The organism is Kitasatospora sp. NPDC127111, from assembly GCF_042677465.1.
Classification (GTDB): Bacteria; Actinomycetota; Actinomycetes; order Streptomycetales; family Streptomycetaceae; genus Kitasatospora.
The window spans coordinates 80330-95000 of record NZ_JBHXTG010000026.1 but is presented as its reverse complement, the minus strand read 5'-3'; the positions used below and the strand labels follow the sequence as shown (position 1 = coordinate 95000).

General features: G+C 75.4%; 13 protein-coding genes. All 13 read right to left on the bottom strand.

The annotated features are described in order from the left end of the window. Positions 1 to 87: 87 nt before the first annotated feature. Positions 88 to 2676, bottom strand: a complete 2589-nt coding sequence (locus ACFVHB_RS18245; protein ID WP_380322591.1) for a lantibiotic dehydratase — start codon at positions 2674 to 2676, stop codon at positions 88 to 90. Between the two features lie 81 nt (positions 2677 to 2757). Continuing rightward, positions 2758 to 3615: an ABC transporter permease gene (locus ACFVHB_RS18240; protein WP_380322588.1), complete on the bottom strand. Its 858-nt coding sequence runs from the start codon at positions 3613 to 3615 to the stop codon at positions 2758 to 2760. Then, positions 3612 to 4463: an ABC transporter ATP-binding protein gene (locus ACFVHB_RS18235; protein ID WP_380322585.1), complete on the bottom strand. Its 852-nt coding sequence runs from the start codon at positions 4461 to 4463 to the stop codon at positions 3612 to 3614. The genes ACFVHB_RS18240 and ACFVHB_RS18235 overlap by 4 nt, the downstream gene beginning before the upstream one ends. 127 nt (positions 4464 to 4590) lie before the next feature. Then, complete coding sequence (locus tag ACFVHB_RS18230; RefSeq protein WP_380322582.1) at positions 4591 to 5655, bottom strand: LLM class flavin-dependent oxidoreductase; 1065 nt, start codon at positions 5653 to 5655, stop codon at positions 4591 to 4593. A gap of 5 nt (positions 5656 to 5660) precedes the next feature. Beyond that, on the bottom strand, positions 5661 to 6761 hold the full coding sequence (locus ACFVHB_RS18225; protein ID WP_380322579.1) for a hypothetical protein: 1101 nt from the start codon (positions 6759 to 6761) through the stop codon (positions 5661 to 5663). A 49-nt stretch (positions 6762 to 6810) separates the two neighbouring features. Further along, positions 6811 to 6990 carry a thiazolylpeptide-type bacteriocin gene (locus ACFVHB_RS18220; protein WP_360183238.1) on the bottom strand — a complete coding sequence of 60 codons (180 nt, stop codon included), beginning with the start codon at positions 6988 to 6990 and terminating at the stop codon, positions 6811 to 6813. A gap of 219 nt (positions 6991 to 7209) precedes the next feature. Further along, positions 7210 to 7383, bottom strand: a complete 174-nt coding sequence (locus ACFVHB_RS18215; protein WP_380322576.1) for a thiazolylpeptide-type bacteriocin — start codon at positions 7381 to 7383, stop codon at positions 7210 to 7212. A 39-nt stretch (positions 7384 to 7422) separates the two neighbouring features. After that, positions 7423 to 7593 carry a thiazolylpeptide-type bacteriocin gene (locus ACFVHB_RS18210; RefSeq protein WP_380322573.1) on the bottom strand — a complete coding sequence of 57 codons (171 nt, stop codon included), beginning with the start codon at positions 7591 to 7593 and terminating at the stop codon, positions 7423 to 7425. Positions 7594 to 7873: 280 nt separating this feature from the next. After that, the gene (locus ACFVHB_RS18205; protein WP_380322570.1) at positions 7874 to 8347 is read right to left on the bottom strand and encodes a hypothetical protein; all 474 of its coding nucleotides are present in this window, start codon (positions 8345 to 8347) and stop codon (positions 7874 to 7876) included. Further along, complete coding sequence (locus ACFVHB_RS18200; protein WP_380322567.1) at positions 8344 to 9327, bottom strand: thiopeptide-type bacteriocin biosynthesis protein; 984 nt, start codon at positions 9325 to 9327, stop codon at positions 8344 to 8346. The genes ACFVHB_RS18205 and ACFVHB_RS18200 overlap by 4 nt, the downstream gene beginning before the upstream one ends. Further along, positions 9324 to 10925 (bottom strand): hypothetical protein, encoded by a 1602-nt coding sequence (locus tag ACFVHB_RS18195; protein WP_380322564.1) that lies wholly within the window; start codon positions 10923 to 10925, stop codon positions 9324 to 9326. The genes ACFVHB_RS18200 and ACFVHB_RS18195 overlap by 4 nt, the downstream gene beginning before the upstream one ends. 11 nt (positions 10926 to 10936) lie before the next feature. Further along, the gene (locus ACFVHB_RS18190; RefSeq protein ID WP_380322561.1) at positions 10937 to 12817 is read right to left on the bottom strand and encodes a TOMM precursor leader peptide-binding protein; all 1881 of its coding nucleotides are present in this window, start codon (positions 12815 to 12817) and stop codon (positions 10937 to 10939) included. Further along, positions 12805 to 14571: a hypothetical protein gene (locus tag ACFVHB_RS18185; protein ID WP_380322558.1), complete on the bottom strand. Its 1767-nt coding sequence runs from the start codon at positions 14569 to 14571 to the stop codon at positions 12805 to 12807. The genes ACFVHB_RS18190 and ACFVHB_RS18185 overlap by 13 nt, the downstream gene beginning before the upstream one ends. Positions 14572 to 14671 lie beyond the last annotated feature (100 nt).

Below are 14671 nucleotides of genomic sequence, written 5' to 3'. Positions count from 1 at the left end.
CGGGTGTTCCCGTCCGCACCGGCCGCCCGTTCGGTCGTCGGTGCGCCGGACGCGCCGGCCCGTGCCCGCGCCGGGGTCGCCGACGGGTCAGACGCCGACCAGGCCGGCGCGGATCACGTCCTTGCGGAGCGCGCTGAAGCGGCCGCCGGAAGGACGGTCGAACTCCACGATCCACTCGAAGGTGTTGGGGCTCTCCCCCAGCCTCGGCAGCGCCTCCTCCAGGTATCCGCCGCCGCGCCGTTCCAGCAGCTTGGGCAGGACCCGGGCCATCAGGGCGCTGGAGAAGTCGACGTACTGCGGCTTGCCGCGCCGGCGCTGGTCGATGAAGGAACGCCACTCGGAGGCGCTGCCGACGTAGTCGGACGGGTCCTGCTGGAAGAGCGAGGTCTTGACGAAGACCTCGTCGGGCACCCGGTGCCCGGCCCGCCACTCGGTGAGGCGGAGCAGGTGGGAGACCTCCTCCTCGGCCGGTTCGGGCTGCGGGAGCTCCCCCTCGGCCAGGAACCAGCGGCGGCGGTGGAGCAGGACCCGGCCGGCCCGCAGCCGGGGCAGGCCGAGGACGCCGCCGCGGTCGCGCTCGGCCAGCCGTTCGCGGGCCTTCTCCTGCAGGTCGAGCACCAGCCGGCCGGAGCCGACCAGCCAGTAGGCGAGCCGCAGCGGGAACGGGTACATCTCGCTGTACTGCGAGCCGAGGGGGAGCACCCGGACCGGCCGGCCGTCGCGGTCGAGCAGTTCCAGGCGGTCCGCCGACGGGTCGTGGCGGAGCGTCAGGGTGGCCCACTCGCGCGGGGTGACGGTGTCCGGGAGCACCTGGGGGTGCAGGTTGATGTTGGTGCGGTACAGGCCGCGGTCCTCCAGCACCCGGGCGCCGTCGGCGCCGTACAGGCCGAGCAGGCGCTCGGCGAGCCGGTCGACGGCGGGGCCGCCGGTGCTGCTCGCGGCGTGCAGGAAGCGGGAGTTCAACGAGGCGTGGCCCGCGTAGGCGTCGTTGACGACGAGCAGGTCGCCGGCGGGCTGGATGAGCACCCCGTACGAGAGCGGAACGGCCCGGAAGCGGTCGGGCAGCCCGGCGGTGAGCTCGGCGAGGTAGCCGGCGTCCCAGATCACCTCGTCGCGGTGCCGGCCGGCGTGCACCTCGCGGACCAGGGCCTCGACGGCGCGGCGGCGCAGGGTGTGCAGCTGCCGCAGGCTCCCGTCGTCGGGCCCGAGGCCGTCGGGGCCCGCGGTGCGCAGCAGGTCCTCGCGCCGGTAGACCTCGTTCACCAGGTCCTGGGCGTGCTCGACCAGTCCGACCGAGGCGCCGGCGCCGAAGCGCTCGACGAAGGCGGCGGTGAGCATGGCCCGGACCTCGTGGAAGCGGTCGTAGGCGGACTGGAACTCCAGGACGTGGGCCAGGTCGCCGAGCGCCTCGGTGTAGCCGGCGGGGCTCGGGGCGGTGGGCGGGAAGACGAGGTCCTCGTTGACGTGCAGCCGGGCCGGGCGTCCGCTGACCTCCAGGAGCCGCTCCTCCAGGTGCGGCAGCCTGCCGACCAGGGCGGGGCGCTGGCCGGCGGGCGCGGTCTCGATGCCCTCGACGACGTCGGCGAGCTCCTCCAGCAGCCGGCCCGCCGCCGGGTGGTCGGCCGACAGGCGGCGGCCGATCGCGCGCAGGCCGGTGCGGTCCTGCTCGTCCGGGCCGGGAGCGGCGGTGAGCATGCCGGCGGCGACGACCTTGGCGACGTAGTCGGCGCTGGCCTGCCGGCTGTCGCCGGTCCTGGCGGCGAGGTCCTCGGCCAGGTGGTCGACGTGGTACGGGCCCATCCCGGCCATGGCGAGCAGCAGCCGCAGGTGGCGGGTGAGCGGGGCGGAGAGCATCCGCACCCGGTCGCCGTCCACGCGGGGGAAGTAGACCCGGTCGGCCTCGGCCCGGAGGGTCGGCGAGACGGTGACCCAGCCGACCGGGCCGCCGGTGACCGGCAGGCCGCCGAGCACGTGGTTGAGCACGGAGCGGTCGATCTCGGCGAAGGCCCGCGCCGTGTCGCCGTCGAACTCGACCTCGTCGAGCTGCGGGCCGTCCTCGTCCCAGTGGGCCAGGCCGACGGCGGTGAACTGGGAGAGCGGGCTGGTCCGCAGCAGCGCCCGGGTGGCGTACTGGATCAGTCCGCGCTCGGACTTGCGCAGCTTGCGGTCGGTGGCGCCGTCGGCGGCGCTGTACCGGACGGCCGTGTCGTGCACGGTCGGGGCGAGCAGCGACACGGCCTTGCCGAAGGTGGGGCTGTCGAGCAGGCCGGCCAGGTTGCGCCGTTCCAGCTCGATGGCCTCGCTGTAGCGTTCGCGGATCCGCTCGGCGACGGCGGTGTACTCCCGGTGGAGCGCGAGCCAGGCGCTGGTCGCCTCCGGGAGGCCGTCCGCCGCCGGGCCGGGGTCGCGGCCGTTGAAGATCGCCCGGCGCAGCGCGACCACCCCTCGCCGGCGCTCCGGGTCCTCGACGGTGCCGGCGAGGGCGTAGAGCTCGTCGCAGGCCAGCGGCTGCCAGGAGTCCCGCTGCTGCTTGATCAGCGCGAGGTGGGCGAGCGACCTGCGCAGGTCCTCGGTGGAGAGCCGGTGGGCGGGCAGCGGGTTGACCCGGAGCTGGACGGTGTCGGCGATGCCGCCGTCCGCGCGGGGCGGATCGGCGGGGTGGTCGGGGTGGTTCATGGCCATCCTCTCTGGGGGACCAGTGGTGGGGCCGGTACGCCGGGCGCGGCCCGGAGGCCGCGGCGGCTCAGAAGCGGCGGCTCAGAAGCGGCGGGCGTTGCGGCGGAAGGTGACCCAGCACAGGGCCAGGCCGCCGATCAGCCAGGCGGTCAGGACCAGTGCGATCCGTCCGTGCTCCCAGGCCCCGGCCGGTTCGGCGGCGGCGAAGGACTCGGGCAGGAAGGCGGAGCGGATGCCCTGGGTCATCCACTTGAGGGGGAAGAGCGAGGCGACGATCTGGACCGGCTTGGGGAGGGCGGTGATCACCCAGAACACTCCCGAGATGAACTGGAGCCCGATGTAGGGGAAGTTGACCAGCGCGGGGGCGTTGCGGGCGGACCGGGCCAGCGAGCCGATGGTGATGCCGATCAGCGCGGTGGAGACGGTGCCGAGCACGAAGACCCACAGGAAGGTGAACCAGTGCGCGGCGTCCTTCGGCAGCTGGAAGCCGAACATGGCGACGCCCAGGGCCAGGATGACGGCGACCTGGACGAGGGCCTGGGCCAGGATCAGCACGACCTTGCCGATGAAGTACGACACCAGCGGGAACGGCGTGCCGGCGAGTCGGCGCAGGGTGCCCTCGTGGCGGTCCACCGCGATGCCGATGCCCATGGTGCCGAGGGCCGAGGACATGATGGTCGAGCCGATCATGCCCGCGACGGTGACCTCGCGCATCTTGATGCCGGTCCCGGGGACGACCTGGTCGAAGAGGCTGCCGAAGATCACCAGCAGCATGATCGGCATCAGGATGCTGAAGACCATGGCTTCACGGTTGCGGATCAGCAGCCGCACCTCGAACAGACCGCGGGCCAGGCCCAGGCGGACCGGGGACGGGAGCGGCGCGGGCGCGGCGGCCGCGGTCGCGCGGGCGACGGCGGGGGCGGGGGCGGCGATGGTCATCGGGCTTCTCCGATCATGGCGAGGTAGGTCTCCTCCAGGCTCGGGCGGTGCACCTGCAGGTCGGGCACGGCGCCGGCGAACTCCCGCGACAGCTCCTCGATCAGCTGCGCGGGGTTGGTGGTCTCGCGGCGCTCGCGGCCGTTCGGGCCCTGCCAGGTGACGACGGTGCCGGCCTCGGCGCGGCCGCCGAACCGTTCCGGGGTGTCGACCTCCACCAGCCGGCCCTTGGCCAGCACGCCGATGCGGTCGGCGAGCTGCTCGGCCTCGTCCAGGTAGTGGGTGGTCAGCAGGATGGTGGTGCCGTCGGCGGCGAGGTCGCGGATCAGCTGCCAGAACTGGCGGCGCGCCTCCGGGTCGAAGCCGGTGGTCGGCTCGTCCAGGAAGAGCAGTTCGGGGCGGCCGATGATGCCCAGGGCGACGTCCATCCGGCGGCGCTGGCCGCCGGAGAGGTCGCGCAGGGCCGCGTCCTTCTTCTCGGTGAGGCCGACGACCTCCAGCACCTCGTCGACGTCGCGGGGGTCGGGGTAGTACGACGCGAACTGGGCGAGCATCTCCCGGACCCGGGCGTCCGGCTGGTCCTGCGCGGTCTGCAGGACCACGCCGATCCGGGACCGCCAGCGGCGGTCGGCGCGGGCCGGGTCCTCGCCCAGCACCAGCACCTCGCCGCCGGAGCGGGGGCGCAGGCCCTCCAGCACCTCGACGGTGGTGGTCTTCCCGGCGCCGTTCGGGCCGAGCAGGGCGAACACCTCGCCGCGCGGGATCTCCAGGTCGACCCCGTCGACGGCCCGGTGGGCGCCGTAGCTGACCTGGAGGCCCCTCAGCACGATCGCGGGTGCGTCGTGGCTCATCTCATCTCCTCGTGTTCCCCGCGCCTGGCGGCCGGGCGGTGTGGTGCGGCGGTGCTGTCCGCCGGTGGGCGGCCGATGGGGCCGGGGGTGGCGGCCGGTGGAGCCGTCGCCGGGGGGTGGCGGCCGGTCAGGCCGTCAGGAACTTGGGGCGGACGTCCTCCAGGAACAGCCGCAGGCTGCGCTCCGCGACGTCGCCGGGCATCGCCCCGAAGTCGGCCTGGAGCAGGATGTGGTCGGCCCGCACGACGTCCTGGAACGCGGCGAGCTTCTCGGTGACCGTCGCCGCGGAGCCGACGACCGCGCCGCCCTCGGTGCGCAGCCGCTCCGGCGTGATCATCCCGACGTACTTCCCGACCTGGTCGTAGCCGGGGTACGCCTTGGAGGTGGCGCTGTTCCAGGACGAGGTCGCGCCGCCCCAGACCCGCAGGTACTCGGCGAGCAGCGGGTCGCCGAGGCGCCGCGCCTCCGCGTCGGTCTCGGCGGTGAACACCGGCAGGCTGGCGGCCACCCGGGGCTGCTGCCCGCTGTCGCCGTGGGTGCGCTCGAACGCGTCGCGGTAGAGCGCGACCTGCTCGCGGACGGCCTCCAGCGGGGTCAGCGAGGGGGTGATCAGCAGCCCGAGGCCGAGCTCGCCGATCCGGGTGAAGCTCTCGGGCGAACGCACCGCGGCGGCCCAGACGGGCGGGTGCGGGGTCTGGGTGGGCCGGGGCAGGATGGTGGCGTTCCGGTAGGAGAAGAACGGGGTGTCCTCGGTGACGTCCTCCTCGGTCCACAGGCGCAGCACGGCCTTGATGGTCGCCTCGAAGCGCTCCCGGCTGCTGTCCATGTCGACCCCGAAGGTCTCGAACTCGTACGGCAGGTAGGCGCGGGCGAAGCCGATGTCGAGCCGGCCGTGGCTGATCGCGTCCACCATCGCGGCGTACGAGGCCAGCTTCACCGGGTGGTGGAAGGCCGGCAGGACGCAGCCGGTCATCAGCCGGATGTTGGTGGTCTGCGCGGCGACGGCGGCCAGGAAGCCCAGCGGGCTGGGACAGTAGCCGCCGTACGGGTGCAGGTAGTGCTCCGTCATCTTGACGTGGCTCATCCCCGCCTCGTCGGCGATCCGGGCGAGCGCGAGGACGTCGTCGAAGTAGGCGGTCGGCGACTTGGTGTCCGGCCCGGCGTCGGGGAGCAGTGAGATTCCGAAGTCCATGGGTTTCACTCCGTGGTGGTGGTGGCGGTGGTCGGGGCGGCGGTGCTCCGGGCCGGTGCGGCGCGGCGGATGCGCTCCTCCCAGGTCTCGCCCAGGGCCAGGTCGGTGGCCTCGGCGAGGGCGAAGCAGAGGTAGTAGCGGTGCAGCGGGGTGACGTCCAGCAGCGGCAGCAGCTCGTAGAAGAAGTTGAGGAGGCTGCGGTAGGAGGCGAAGGAATCGTCGGGGTCGGTGGTGATCCCGTACTGCTCGGTCAGCGCGTGGAAGCGGGTCGGCGGCCGGGTGCTGCCGTCGGGCGCGGCGGGCGCGAAGCCGTCCAGGTAGGCGTTGCCGAGCCGGCCGGAGCGGACCAGCGCGTCCAGGTAGCCCCAGCCGTAGCGGAAGGCGGCGTGCCAGCCCGCGGTCTCCGGTCCCGGACCGTCGGCGAGGTGGCGGCGCACCAGGGCGGTGAGGTGGTCGGCGTCCCGCTCGAAGCGGCGCCGGAAGTCGGGGCGGTGGTCCTGCCCGGCCAGCGGCGAGGCGAGGAAGGCCTCGGCGTGCGAGCGGAAGGACATGGTGCCGAAGGGCAGCCGGCCGGGGTGGGTGCCGGCCAGGGTGGCCATCACCTCGGCGAGGTGGGCGAGCAGCGCGTCCTCGTCGCGGTGCTCGCGCAGGGCGGCGAGCAGCGGGTCCAGCAGGGCGGCCTGGACGGCGGTGCGGGCCTCGCGCAGTTCGGGCAGCCAGTCGGCGCCGGCCGTGTCGGAGGCGATCAGCACGGTGCCGGGGGCGCGGAGCGGCGGCGCGCTGCGGCCGGTCTGCTCCCACCGCTCCATCCGGCGGGCCTGGCTGAGGTAGTCCGCCTCGGTGGGGCCGTCGAGCGGGGTGCCGGCCAGTGCGGCCCCGGCCCGGGCGGACCAGCCGGAGACGTCCAGCGGGCGGCCGTTCTCGGGCCGCACGACGACCTCGTAGTGGGGCCCACCGCGCCAGCCGCGGCGCAGGTGGACGGCGCGCAGCCGGTGGTCGCGGCGCAGCCCGGTGGCGAGCGGGCCCAGGACGTCGGCGACGTAGGCGCGCGGCTGCTCGGGGCGGCCGTGGATCCGGATCACCAGCGGGTCGGTGGCGGTGGTCATGCGGATCTCCTTGACGGGCGTCGGGTTCGGCACGGCGGCTGTTCCGGTGTCAGCAGCAGCAGGTGGCGGAGGAGGACGAGGAGCAGCAGAACCAGCCGCCCCAGTTGGAGGCGCCCATCTCGGGCAGGGCGATCGCGTCGCCCAGTTCCAGCACGGACAGCTCCTCGATCTCCAGCTCGGTGGGATCGGCCGGCGATTCGGTGCGCGCGGCCCGGTGGTACTCGGTCATGGCTCCTCGCGAAGGTTCGGCGACGGGGTGTGGGGGTGGAGCCCGCAGCGGCTCGGGGTGGTGCGGGATGGTGCGGGGTGGTGCGGGATGGTGCGGGGTGGTGCGGGATGGTGCGGGGGGCGGGGCCCCGCGGGTGCCCGGTGATCCGGAACACCCGCGGGACAGGCCTGGCGCGCCGCTCCGCCGGTCGCGGCTACGCGCCGTCCACGTGCCGCTCGGTCAGCAGCAGCAGGTGGAGGAGGAGGACGAGCAGCAGGCCCAGCCGCCGCTGGAGGCGCCCATCTCCGGGAGGGCGGCGGCGTCGCCGACCTCCAGCACCGACAGCTCCTCGACGTCGACCGCCGGGGCCTGCGCCTGCTCGTCGGCCTGCGGGGTGTTCACGGACTCACTCATGATGGAACTCCGTTTCTCAGTGGGGTTGTTGATGCTTGATCAGCAGCAGCAGGTGGACGAGGAGGAGGAGCAGCACAGGGTGCCGCCGCTGGAGGCGCCCATCTCCGGCAGGGCGGCGGCGTCGCCGACCTCCAGCACCGACAGCTCCTCGACGTCGACCGCCGGGACCTCGGCCTGCTCGACCTGCGGGGTGTTCACGGACTCGCTCATCTGTGGATCTCCATGTGATCTCATCGGTTCGCTCCGGGAGCGGGCCCGTTCGGGCCGCGTTCCGGACTCCGCGCGGCGGACGCCGGCGGAGGTGGCCGGCCCGGGAGGGCCGGCGCTCACCCCTGACGGGGGAGGTCTGTGGGCGGGATCAACCGATCCCGGGGGGAGGGCCGCAACGGCGGCCGGTCGTCACGGGCGGCCCGGTCGTAACAGGCAGCCGGGTCGTCACGGGCGGCCCGGTCGTTCGGGCGGCCGGGCGGCCGCGCCGTGGCCCGGACGGCTACGCGGGCGCCCGGTCGGACAGTTCGGCGACCAGCAGGACGCCGGTGTCCAGGCCGTCCAACTGCGCGGCCATGTCGAGCAGTTCCTGGTCGTGCACCCGTGGCCAGCGCACCGCGAAGCCGTGGGCGGCCGCGGCGTGCGCCAGACCGCGGCGCAGCCCGGGCAACACCGCCCGGTCGGTCCCCGGCTCGCCGGCGAGCGCGCACCAGAACGAGCCGTCCGGCTGGGCGGCCGGGGTGCCGAGGGCGGCCGCGAAGGCCTCGGCGAAGGCGTGGCCGCGGTACGTCCGGCCGCCGAGCGGGAGGAGGACCCGGCCGTACCGGCCCGCCGTCCGTTCCAGCGCGAACCAGCGGCCCTCCGCCAGCGGCGGCCCGACCCGGTCGGCGAGCTCCGGCAGCAGGACGGCGCAGGCGCGCTCGTACCCGCTCGACGGAACGGACGCCGGCCCGGCCGCCGGTTCGGTGACGGTCACGCCGCGGCCGCCGTACGGTGGCCCGCCCAGAGCTCGATCAGCACGCTGAGCAGGAAGACCTCCTGCTCGGGGCCGAAGCCCAGCCGGTTGAGCGTCATGTGCAGGTGCGAGGCGAGGATCTCCGGCGGGCTGGAGCTCAACGTCCCGGCCCGGGCGGCGTCCCGCCACACGTCCATGGCGGCGCCCAGCCGCTCGGCCCACCGGTCGGCGGCCCGCCCGGCACCGGGCAGGGCGCCCGGCCCGCCCGGGAATCGCTCGGCGAGCAGGCCCGCGGAGCGCAGCGACGCCTCGCGGGCGGCGAGCGGGTTCATGCCCGGGTGCTCGGCCCGCCCGGCCCAGGTCAGCCAGGAGGTGCGCAGTCCGCGCAGGAACCGCTCCTGGGAGACCTGGTCCGGGTCGGCCGCCCGGACCGCCGCCGCGATCGCGAGCAGGGCGAACGAGACCCGGCCGTTCCAGTTCGGACGGGCCCGCAGCACGGCCGTCACCAGCTCGCTGCTGGCGCCGAACAGTGACTCGCTGAGCCCCAGCTGGTCCGGCCCGCCGTAGCGGTCGGTCTCCGGGGTGTACGGCTCGCGGTGCACCCCGCCCGGTCGCAGCGCCGCCAGCGGCAGCGCCTCGAAGCCGTCCGCGCCGCCCTCGCCGGCCTTGGCGATCGGGCCGGTGCTGCGGTGGTACTGCTCGGTGCTCATCCGTTCGCCGTCGGGGACGCCCGCGTTGACCGGGGCCAGCCGTTCGGCGAGCGCCGCGGTGACACCGGGTTCGGCCGACTCGTCCAGACCGGCGAGCCGCAGCCGCAGGTGCGGCCCGTGCTGCCAGTACCGGATGAAGAACCAGCCGGTGATCGCGCCGTCGGCCCGCAGCTCGCGCACCACCGGTTCGACCACGTCCAGCAGGACGGTGTCGACCAGCGCCGGCGCGGCGGAGTCGAGGTGGAGGTGCCAGCAGCTCCAGCGGGGTCTGCCGTCCAGGGTGCCGGTCATGACCGCAGGTCCAGCATCGGCTCGCGGAACCGGCCGGTGCCGCAGACCACCTGGAAGACGGCGGTCTGGTCGCGGTCCAGCTCCAGCGTGCGGGCGATCCGCACCTCGTCGAAGGCGCGGGCCGGCCGGGCGTACATGCCGTACGCCGCCGCGCCGAGCACCAGGCCGTGCGCCGACCAGCCGCACGCGTACTGCAGCAGCTTCCACGCGCTGGGCCCGAACTCGGCGAGCAGCGGGCGCAGGTCGGCCGTGAAGGTCCAGACGAAGGTCGCGTGCCGTACCGAGCAGTCGTTGCCGCCGCTCAGCGGGTACCCGAACTGGGAGTCCAGCGCGGCGTGCACGCCGGGCCGGGCGAGGTGCCCGGTCAGCCGGTTGTCCGCCACCCGGTGGATGCCGTCCGGCAGCCCCTCGACGTCCTGGACGCAGAGGGTGAGCTCGATGTGCCGGGCGACGGCGGCGAGCAGCGGGGACGGCGGCGGCGCGCAGGCCAGCGCCACGCTGTCGGCGACGGCCGCGTACGGCTGGGGCGCCCGGACGCCGGAGAAGCCGCCGATCCCCTCGGGGGTGCGCCCGGCCGTACGGTTCCAGAGCACCTCGGCCCAGCTCAGGCCGTTGCCCTCGATCGGGTACGGGCCGGTGCCGGTGACGTCGGCCGCCGGGGCGGGCGCGCCGGACGGCCGGGTCAGCCGGTCGATCCGCAGCACCCGGTCGAGTGCCTGGTCGCCGGTGGGCGCCGTCCGGTCGGTGCCGGGACGCCAGCGCGGGGTCGCGCCGTCCAGGCGGACCGCGACCGGGTAGGCCCAGCCCTCCTCGGGCCGGACGCCGATCCGCTCGGCCAGGCCCTCGGGGTCACGGGTCGGCAGTTCCAGCTCCGCCCGGACCCCGAACAGCTGGGCCGCGAGGTAGAGGCTGCGCAGGTTGTGGCCGATTTCGAGGTCCACCAGCGGGCCGCGCAGCAGCGCGTACTGCGGCGGGAGGTCGGTGTGCCGCCCGGCCAGCACCACGGTGGTGCCGTGCTCGCCGCCGGCGGCGGGGGTGCCCTCGACGTCCAGGAGCGCGTGGCGCTGGACGTCCAGGTAGCGGGTGGCGCCGTCCTGCAGCAGGTAGCCGCGGACCGGGAACTTGCTGCGGACCGACGGCACGACGCGGTGGTCGTTGAAGGAGTTGGACGGCTCCCGGCGCTGCAGGCCGAACGCGGTGACCAGCAGGTGGTCCAGGGTCTCCGCACCGGCCGCCGGCCCGGCCTCCGGCCGCAGGCCGGCGGGGAAGGGGGTGCGGCGCAGCAGCCGGGAGGTGCCGAGGGCGAGCGGGCGCCCGGCGTCGGGGCGGACCGCCGCGGGCAGCTGCCCGCTGGTGGTGCCGATCGACGGGTCGATCTGCGGGCCCGGGGCGACGAAGGCCTTGCCGGCGCCCTGTTCGAAGGCGAAGCGGCGCAGTTCCCGCAGCTCGGCGGTGCCGTGCGGTTCGGCGGTGCCGTGCGGTTCGGCGGCGCCGTGCGGTTCGGCGGTCCGCCGGGGCTCGTCGGTGCCGTGCGGGGCCGCGGCGCGGCGCGGTTCGGCGGTGCCGGGCGAAGCGTGGCGTTCGAGTGTCAGGCTCATCGGTCCTCCTCTCACGGGAACGGGTGGGGGTCGAGCGGAAGGTCGTCGGCGGTGACCGGGCGGCCGTCGACCAGGAGGCCGTCGGTCAGCCTGGTGAGGCCGAGCAGCCGCTGGTTGGCGTGGCCGAAGGTCATCGGCAGCGTGCCGGGGACGATCACCTTGGCGGCGGCCAGTCCCAGGTCGCGGTGGTCCCGGGTGGACTGGTCGACGACGATGGCGGTGTCCAGTCCGGCGTCGGCGTACAGACCGAGCACGGTCTCCAGCGAGGCCCGCACGTCGGGCCGCGCACCGGTCGCCGGGTGCAGGGCGTCGGGCCAGCCGGGGAAGGCCTCGTCCAGCCGCACGACCGGCCCGCCCAGCACCTCGGTGACGCGGGGCAGCAGCTCGGGCCGCTTGTAGAGCTGGTAGTGGTCGTCGAGGACGCGCACCTCGAACGGGTCGGCGATCATCCGCTCCACCGCCGCCGGGTCGAACGGCACCCGCTCGTGGACCAGTTGCGCCAGTTCCCACAGGCCGGCCTCGACCGCCGCCTCCGGGTCCGGGTGGGTGCCGGCCGCTGAGTAGCTGGCGGGGAACAGCCCGTCCCGGTGGACGGCCAGCACCCACACCGAGGGCAGCGGGATGTCCTGACTCGCCGCCAGCAGGTGCACGTCGTAGCCGCGCGAGCGGATCAGGCCGATCAGCTCCCGGCTGCGCTCCCGGCGCACCGACGCGGGGTCGATGGCCGGCAGCGGGCGCCGCCGGTGCCAGGCGAGCAGGAACGCGTCGCGCTCGGTGACCTCGAAGAGGGCGTGCAGCGCCGCCTCCTCCAGGCTCGCGCCGAGTGCGCAGCCGCTGGAGGACTCCAGGAAGTGGATCTTCCGATCGCCCTCCCGCTCCAGCTTGTACTGGTAGAAGCCGACTTCGGCCGGCACCAGCACCGGCTCGCCGGTGGGGATGCGGTGGCCCCAGACCCAGTCCGTGGGGACGTCCGGCGCGTACGGCAGCACCCGGCAGGACGGGTGGGCGAGCTGCCGCGCGGTGTGCCCGCCCAGCGCGGCCGGGTCCAGTGCGGGCAGGTCGATGCCCTGGTAGGCCAGGTTCCTGACGACCCGCCCCGTCCCGTACGGGAACCCGCCGATCCGCTCGTACATCTCCAGGATGGCGACGGGGTCGCTCTCCCGGTACGTGGCGCCGCGGCCGTGCCCCGAGCCGACCGGTCCGCCCGGCATCACGGCGTTGCTCATCGCGAACGGGGCCTGCGTCTCCCGCTGCACCCCGACGAACGGGCCGAAGCGGGCGTCGACGGTCCGCCGGTGCAGCTCGTCGGCGGGCATCGGCAGGCCGGGGCGCTCGCGCAGCGGCAGCCGCTGCGGCGACGGCCGGTCGGCGAGCACCAGCGGCTCCGGCGTCCGCACGGTCGCGTCGGTGCGGTCGTGCGGCATGCCCGCGTCCCCGCAGACCGGACACGCGTGGTACCGGGCGATCCGGTGGCGGCGCAGCCCGCCCGGGCGGACGGACAGCAACTCGCCCGGGGCCAGGGAGGTTCCAGCGGTCAGCGCGGCCCGGACCAGCAGCGGGAGCAGCGGTGACGCACCGGTGCCGGAGCGCCGGGCACGCCACTCGCGGGCGATCGGGTGGCCGCCGGCGATCGGTGCGGCGAGTCGCTCCCGCGCCTCGGCGCAGCCCGCGCAGGAGGGCGCGGACACGGTCGGGTCCCACAGCGGGCCGATCTGCACCTCGTCCGGGAGGACCCGGACGGAGAGCAGTGGCACCCCGGCCTCGCGGGCCGCCGTCCAGGCGGCGCGCTCGGCTTCGGTGTCCCAGCCCTCGCGCATGCTGAGGCGGGCACCGTGCAGCTCGGCGAACTCCGTCCAGACGGTGGACGGTTCGGTGATCGTCAGGCCAGCCACACCGGCCCCCAGCAGAGACTCTGTTCCCCGGCCAGCGGGTCGGCGACGACCCGGACCCCGAGCGGACGCACCCCGTGCGCGTGGCAGTACGCCTCGACGTCCCCGGCCAGCGCCGTCAGCTCCGGCTCGGTCATCAGGTCGATCAGTTCGGTACCGGGCGCCGGATCGACGGTGCCGGGGTGGCCGGCCTGCTCGGCCCGACGGGCGGCATGGGCGGCGGCCAGCGCCAGGCCGGCGGCCCGGTCGGTGCTGTCGCCCCAGGAGGAGCCGAGCACCGCGCCGGTGCGGGCGTCCGCCACGGTGACGGCGCACCAGGGGCCGGTGAGGCCGGCGGGGCGGTCAAGGGTGAGCGTGACCGGCTGGTCCTCGTACTCCTCCAGGGTGCGCCAGAACCGCAGGGCGTCGTGGTCGGTGATGTCGTCCCAGCCCAGGACGGTCGCGGGCGCCGCGGCGGAGCGGGCGAGGATCCGCAGGACACCGTCCAGCAGCCAGCGCGCCTCGGTGGTCCCGGCGGCCGGCACCGAGCGCTCCAGGACGCGGGTCCCGGGCGGGTACGGCACGGCGGCCAGGACGCGCAGCCCGGCGAGGACCGCCTGGACGGCGGCGGACCCGTGGTCGATGCCGCGGCGGACGAGGGGTTCGCCGAAGTCGGGGGTGAGGCCTTCGAGGACGGCCAGGGCGGACGGGAGCTGCGGCAGGTCGTCGGGGGCGATCCACCGGAACGGGCCGGTCCAGGGGGCGAACAGCGGCAGCGAGGCGGTGAGCACGTCCTCGGCCACGACCGGTCCGAGCCCCGCGGGGTCGGCGTCGCCGAGGCTGCGGATGCCGCTCCACTCGGCCTGACCCGTCCCGGCCAGCACGGCCTCGTCGGTCTCCAGCGCGGGGCCGTGCACCACCGAGACGGAGCTCTCGGGCGTGCCGAGGCCGATGTGGTGGAAGGCCCGGTGGGCGGCGAGCGCGCCGGCCATGATGGCGCCGGTGGGCGACGGTACGGTCCGGCCCTGGTCACCCTGTCGGATCACCGCACGCTCGACCAGCTTCCCGTGCAGACCGCGCGCCTCGCCCGCCGTCCGCAGCGGGCCGACGACCTGGGGACCGCCGGCCGGCGACGCGTCCGTGGTGGTCACCGGGACGACCGCGGCACCGGGCGCGAGTTCGGCGGCCGCGTCGCCGGACGGCGCGGCGTCCACGACCACCGCCACGCAGGCACCGGACAGCAGTCCGGCGGCCTCGGCGGCGGAGGCGGGCAGCACGATCCGGTCGAGCTCCGGGTCGAGCAGCAGCAGCTCGGACGGGTCCGGGGCGCTCCCGTCCGCACCGGCCAGGACGACGCTGCCGAAGCCGGCCGCGGCCAGGCCGCGGGCCGCCGACTCGGCGGCGGGCCCCCGGCCGAGGACGGCCGCCCGGCCCTCGCGCACCCGGCGGAAGGCGGTGTACGGGTCGTCGCTGCGGGTCTCCAGGTAGGCCAGCGAGTCGCCGTACGCGGCACGCTCGGCCGGCCCGGGCTCCGGGGTGTCCAGCCGGTCGAGGTCGAACAGCAGCTCGCGGGCGAGGAGTTGGGCGCCCACCCAGCGGACGACCCCGCGGGTCTTCTCGGCGCCGGCCGCCGCGACCAGTTCGTCCTCGGTCGCGCCGCGGTCCAGCAGCGGGGTCAGCCGGTCGACCAGGTGGAACAGGCTCGCCGGGCCGGCCAGCAGGAACGCCCCCTTGGCGGCGGAGACGTACACGCCCTTGCTGACCGGTGCGTAGTGCACGCCGGGGCGGGATCGCACACCGCGGAGCGGCAGCGGGGGAGGTGCGGCAGACATGGGTCCTCGATCGCGGGTCGGATCAGATCGGATCTGGTCGGATCAG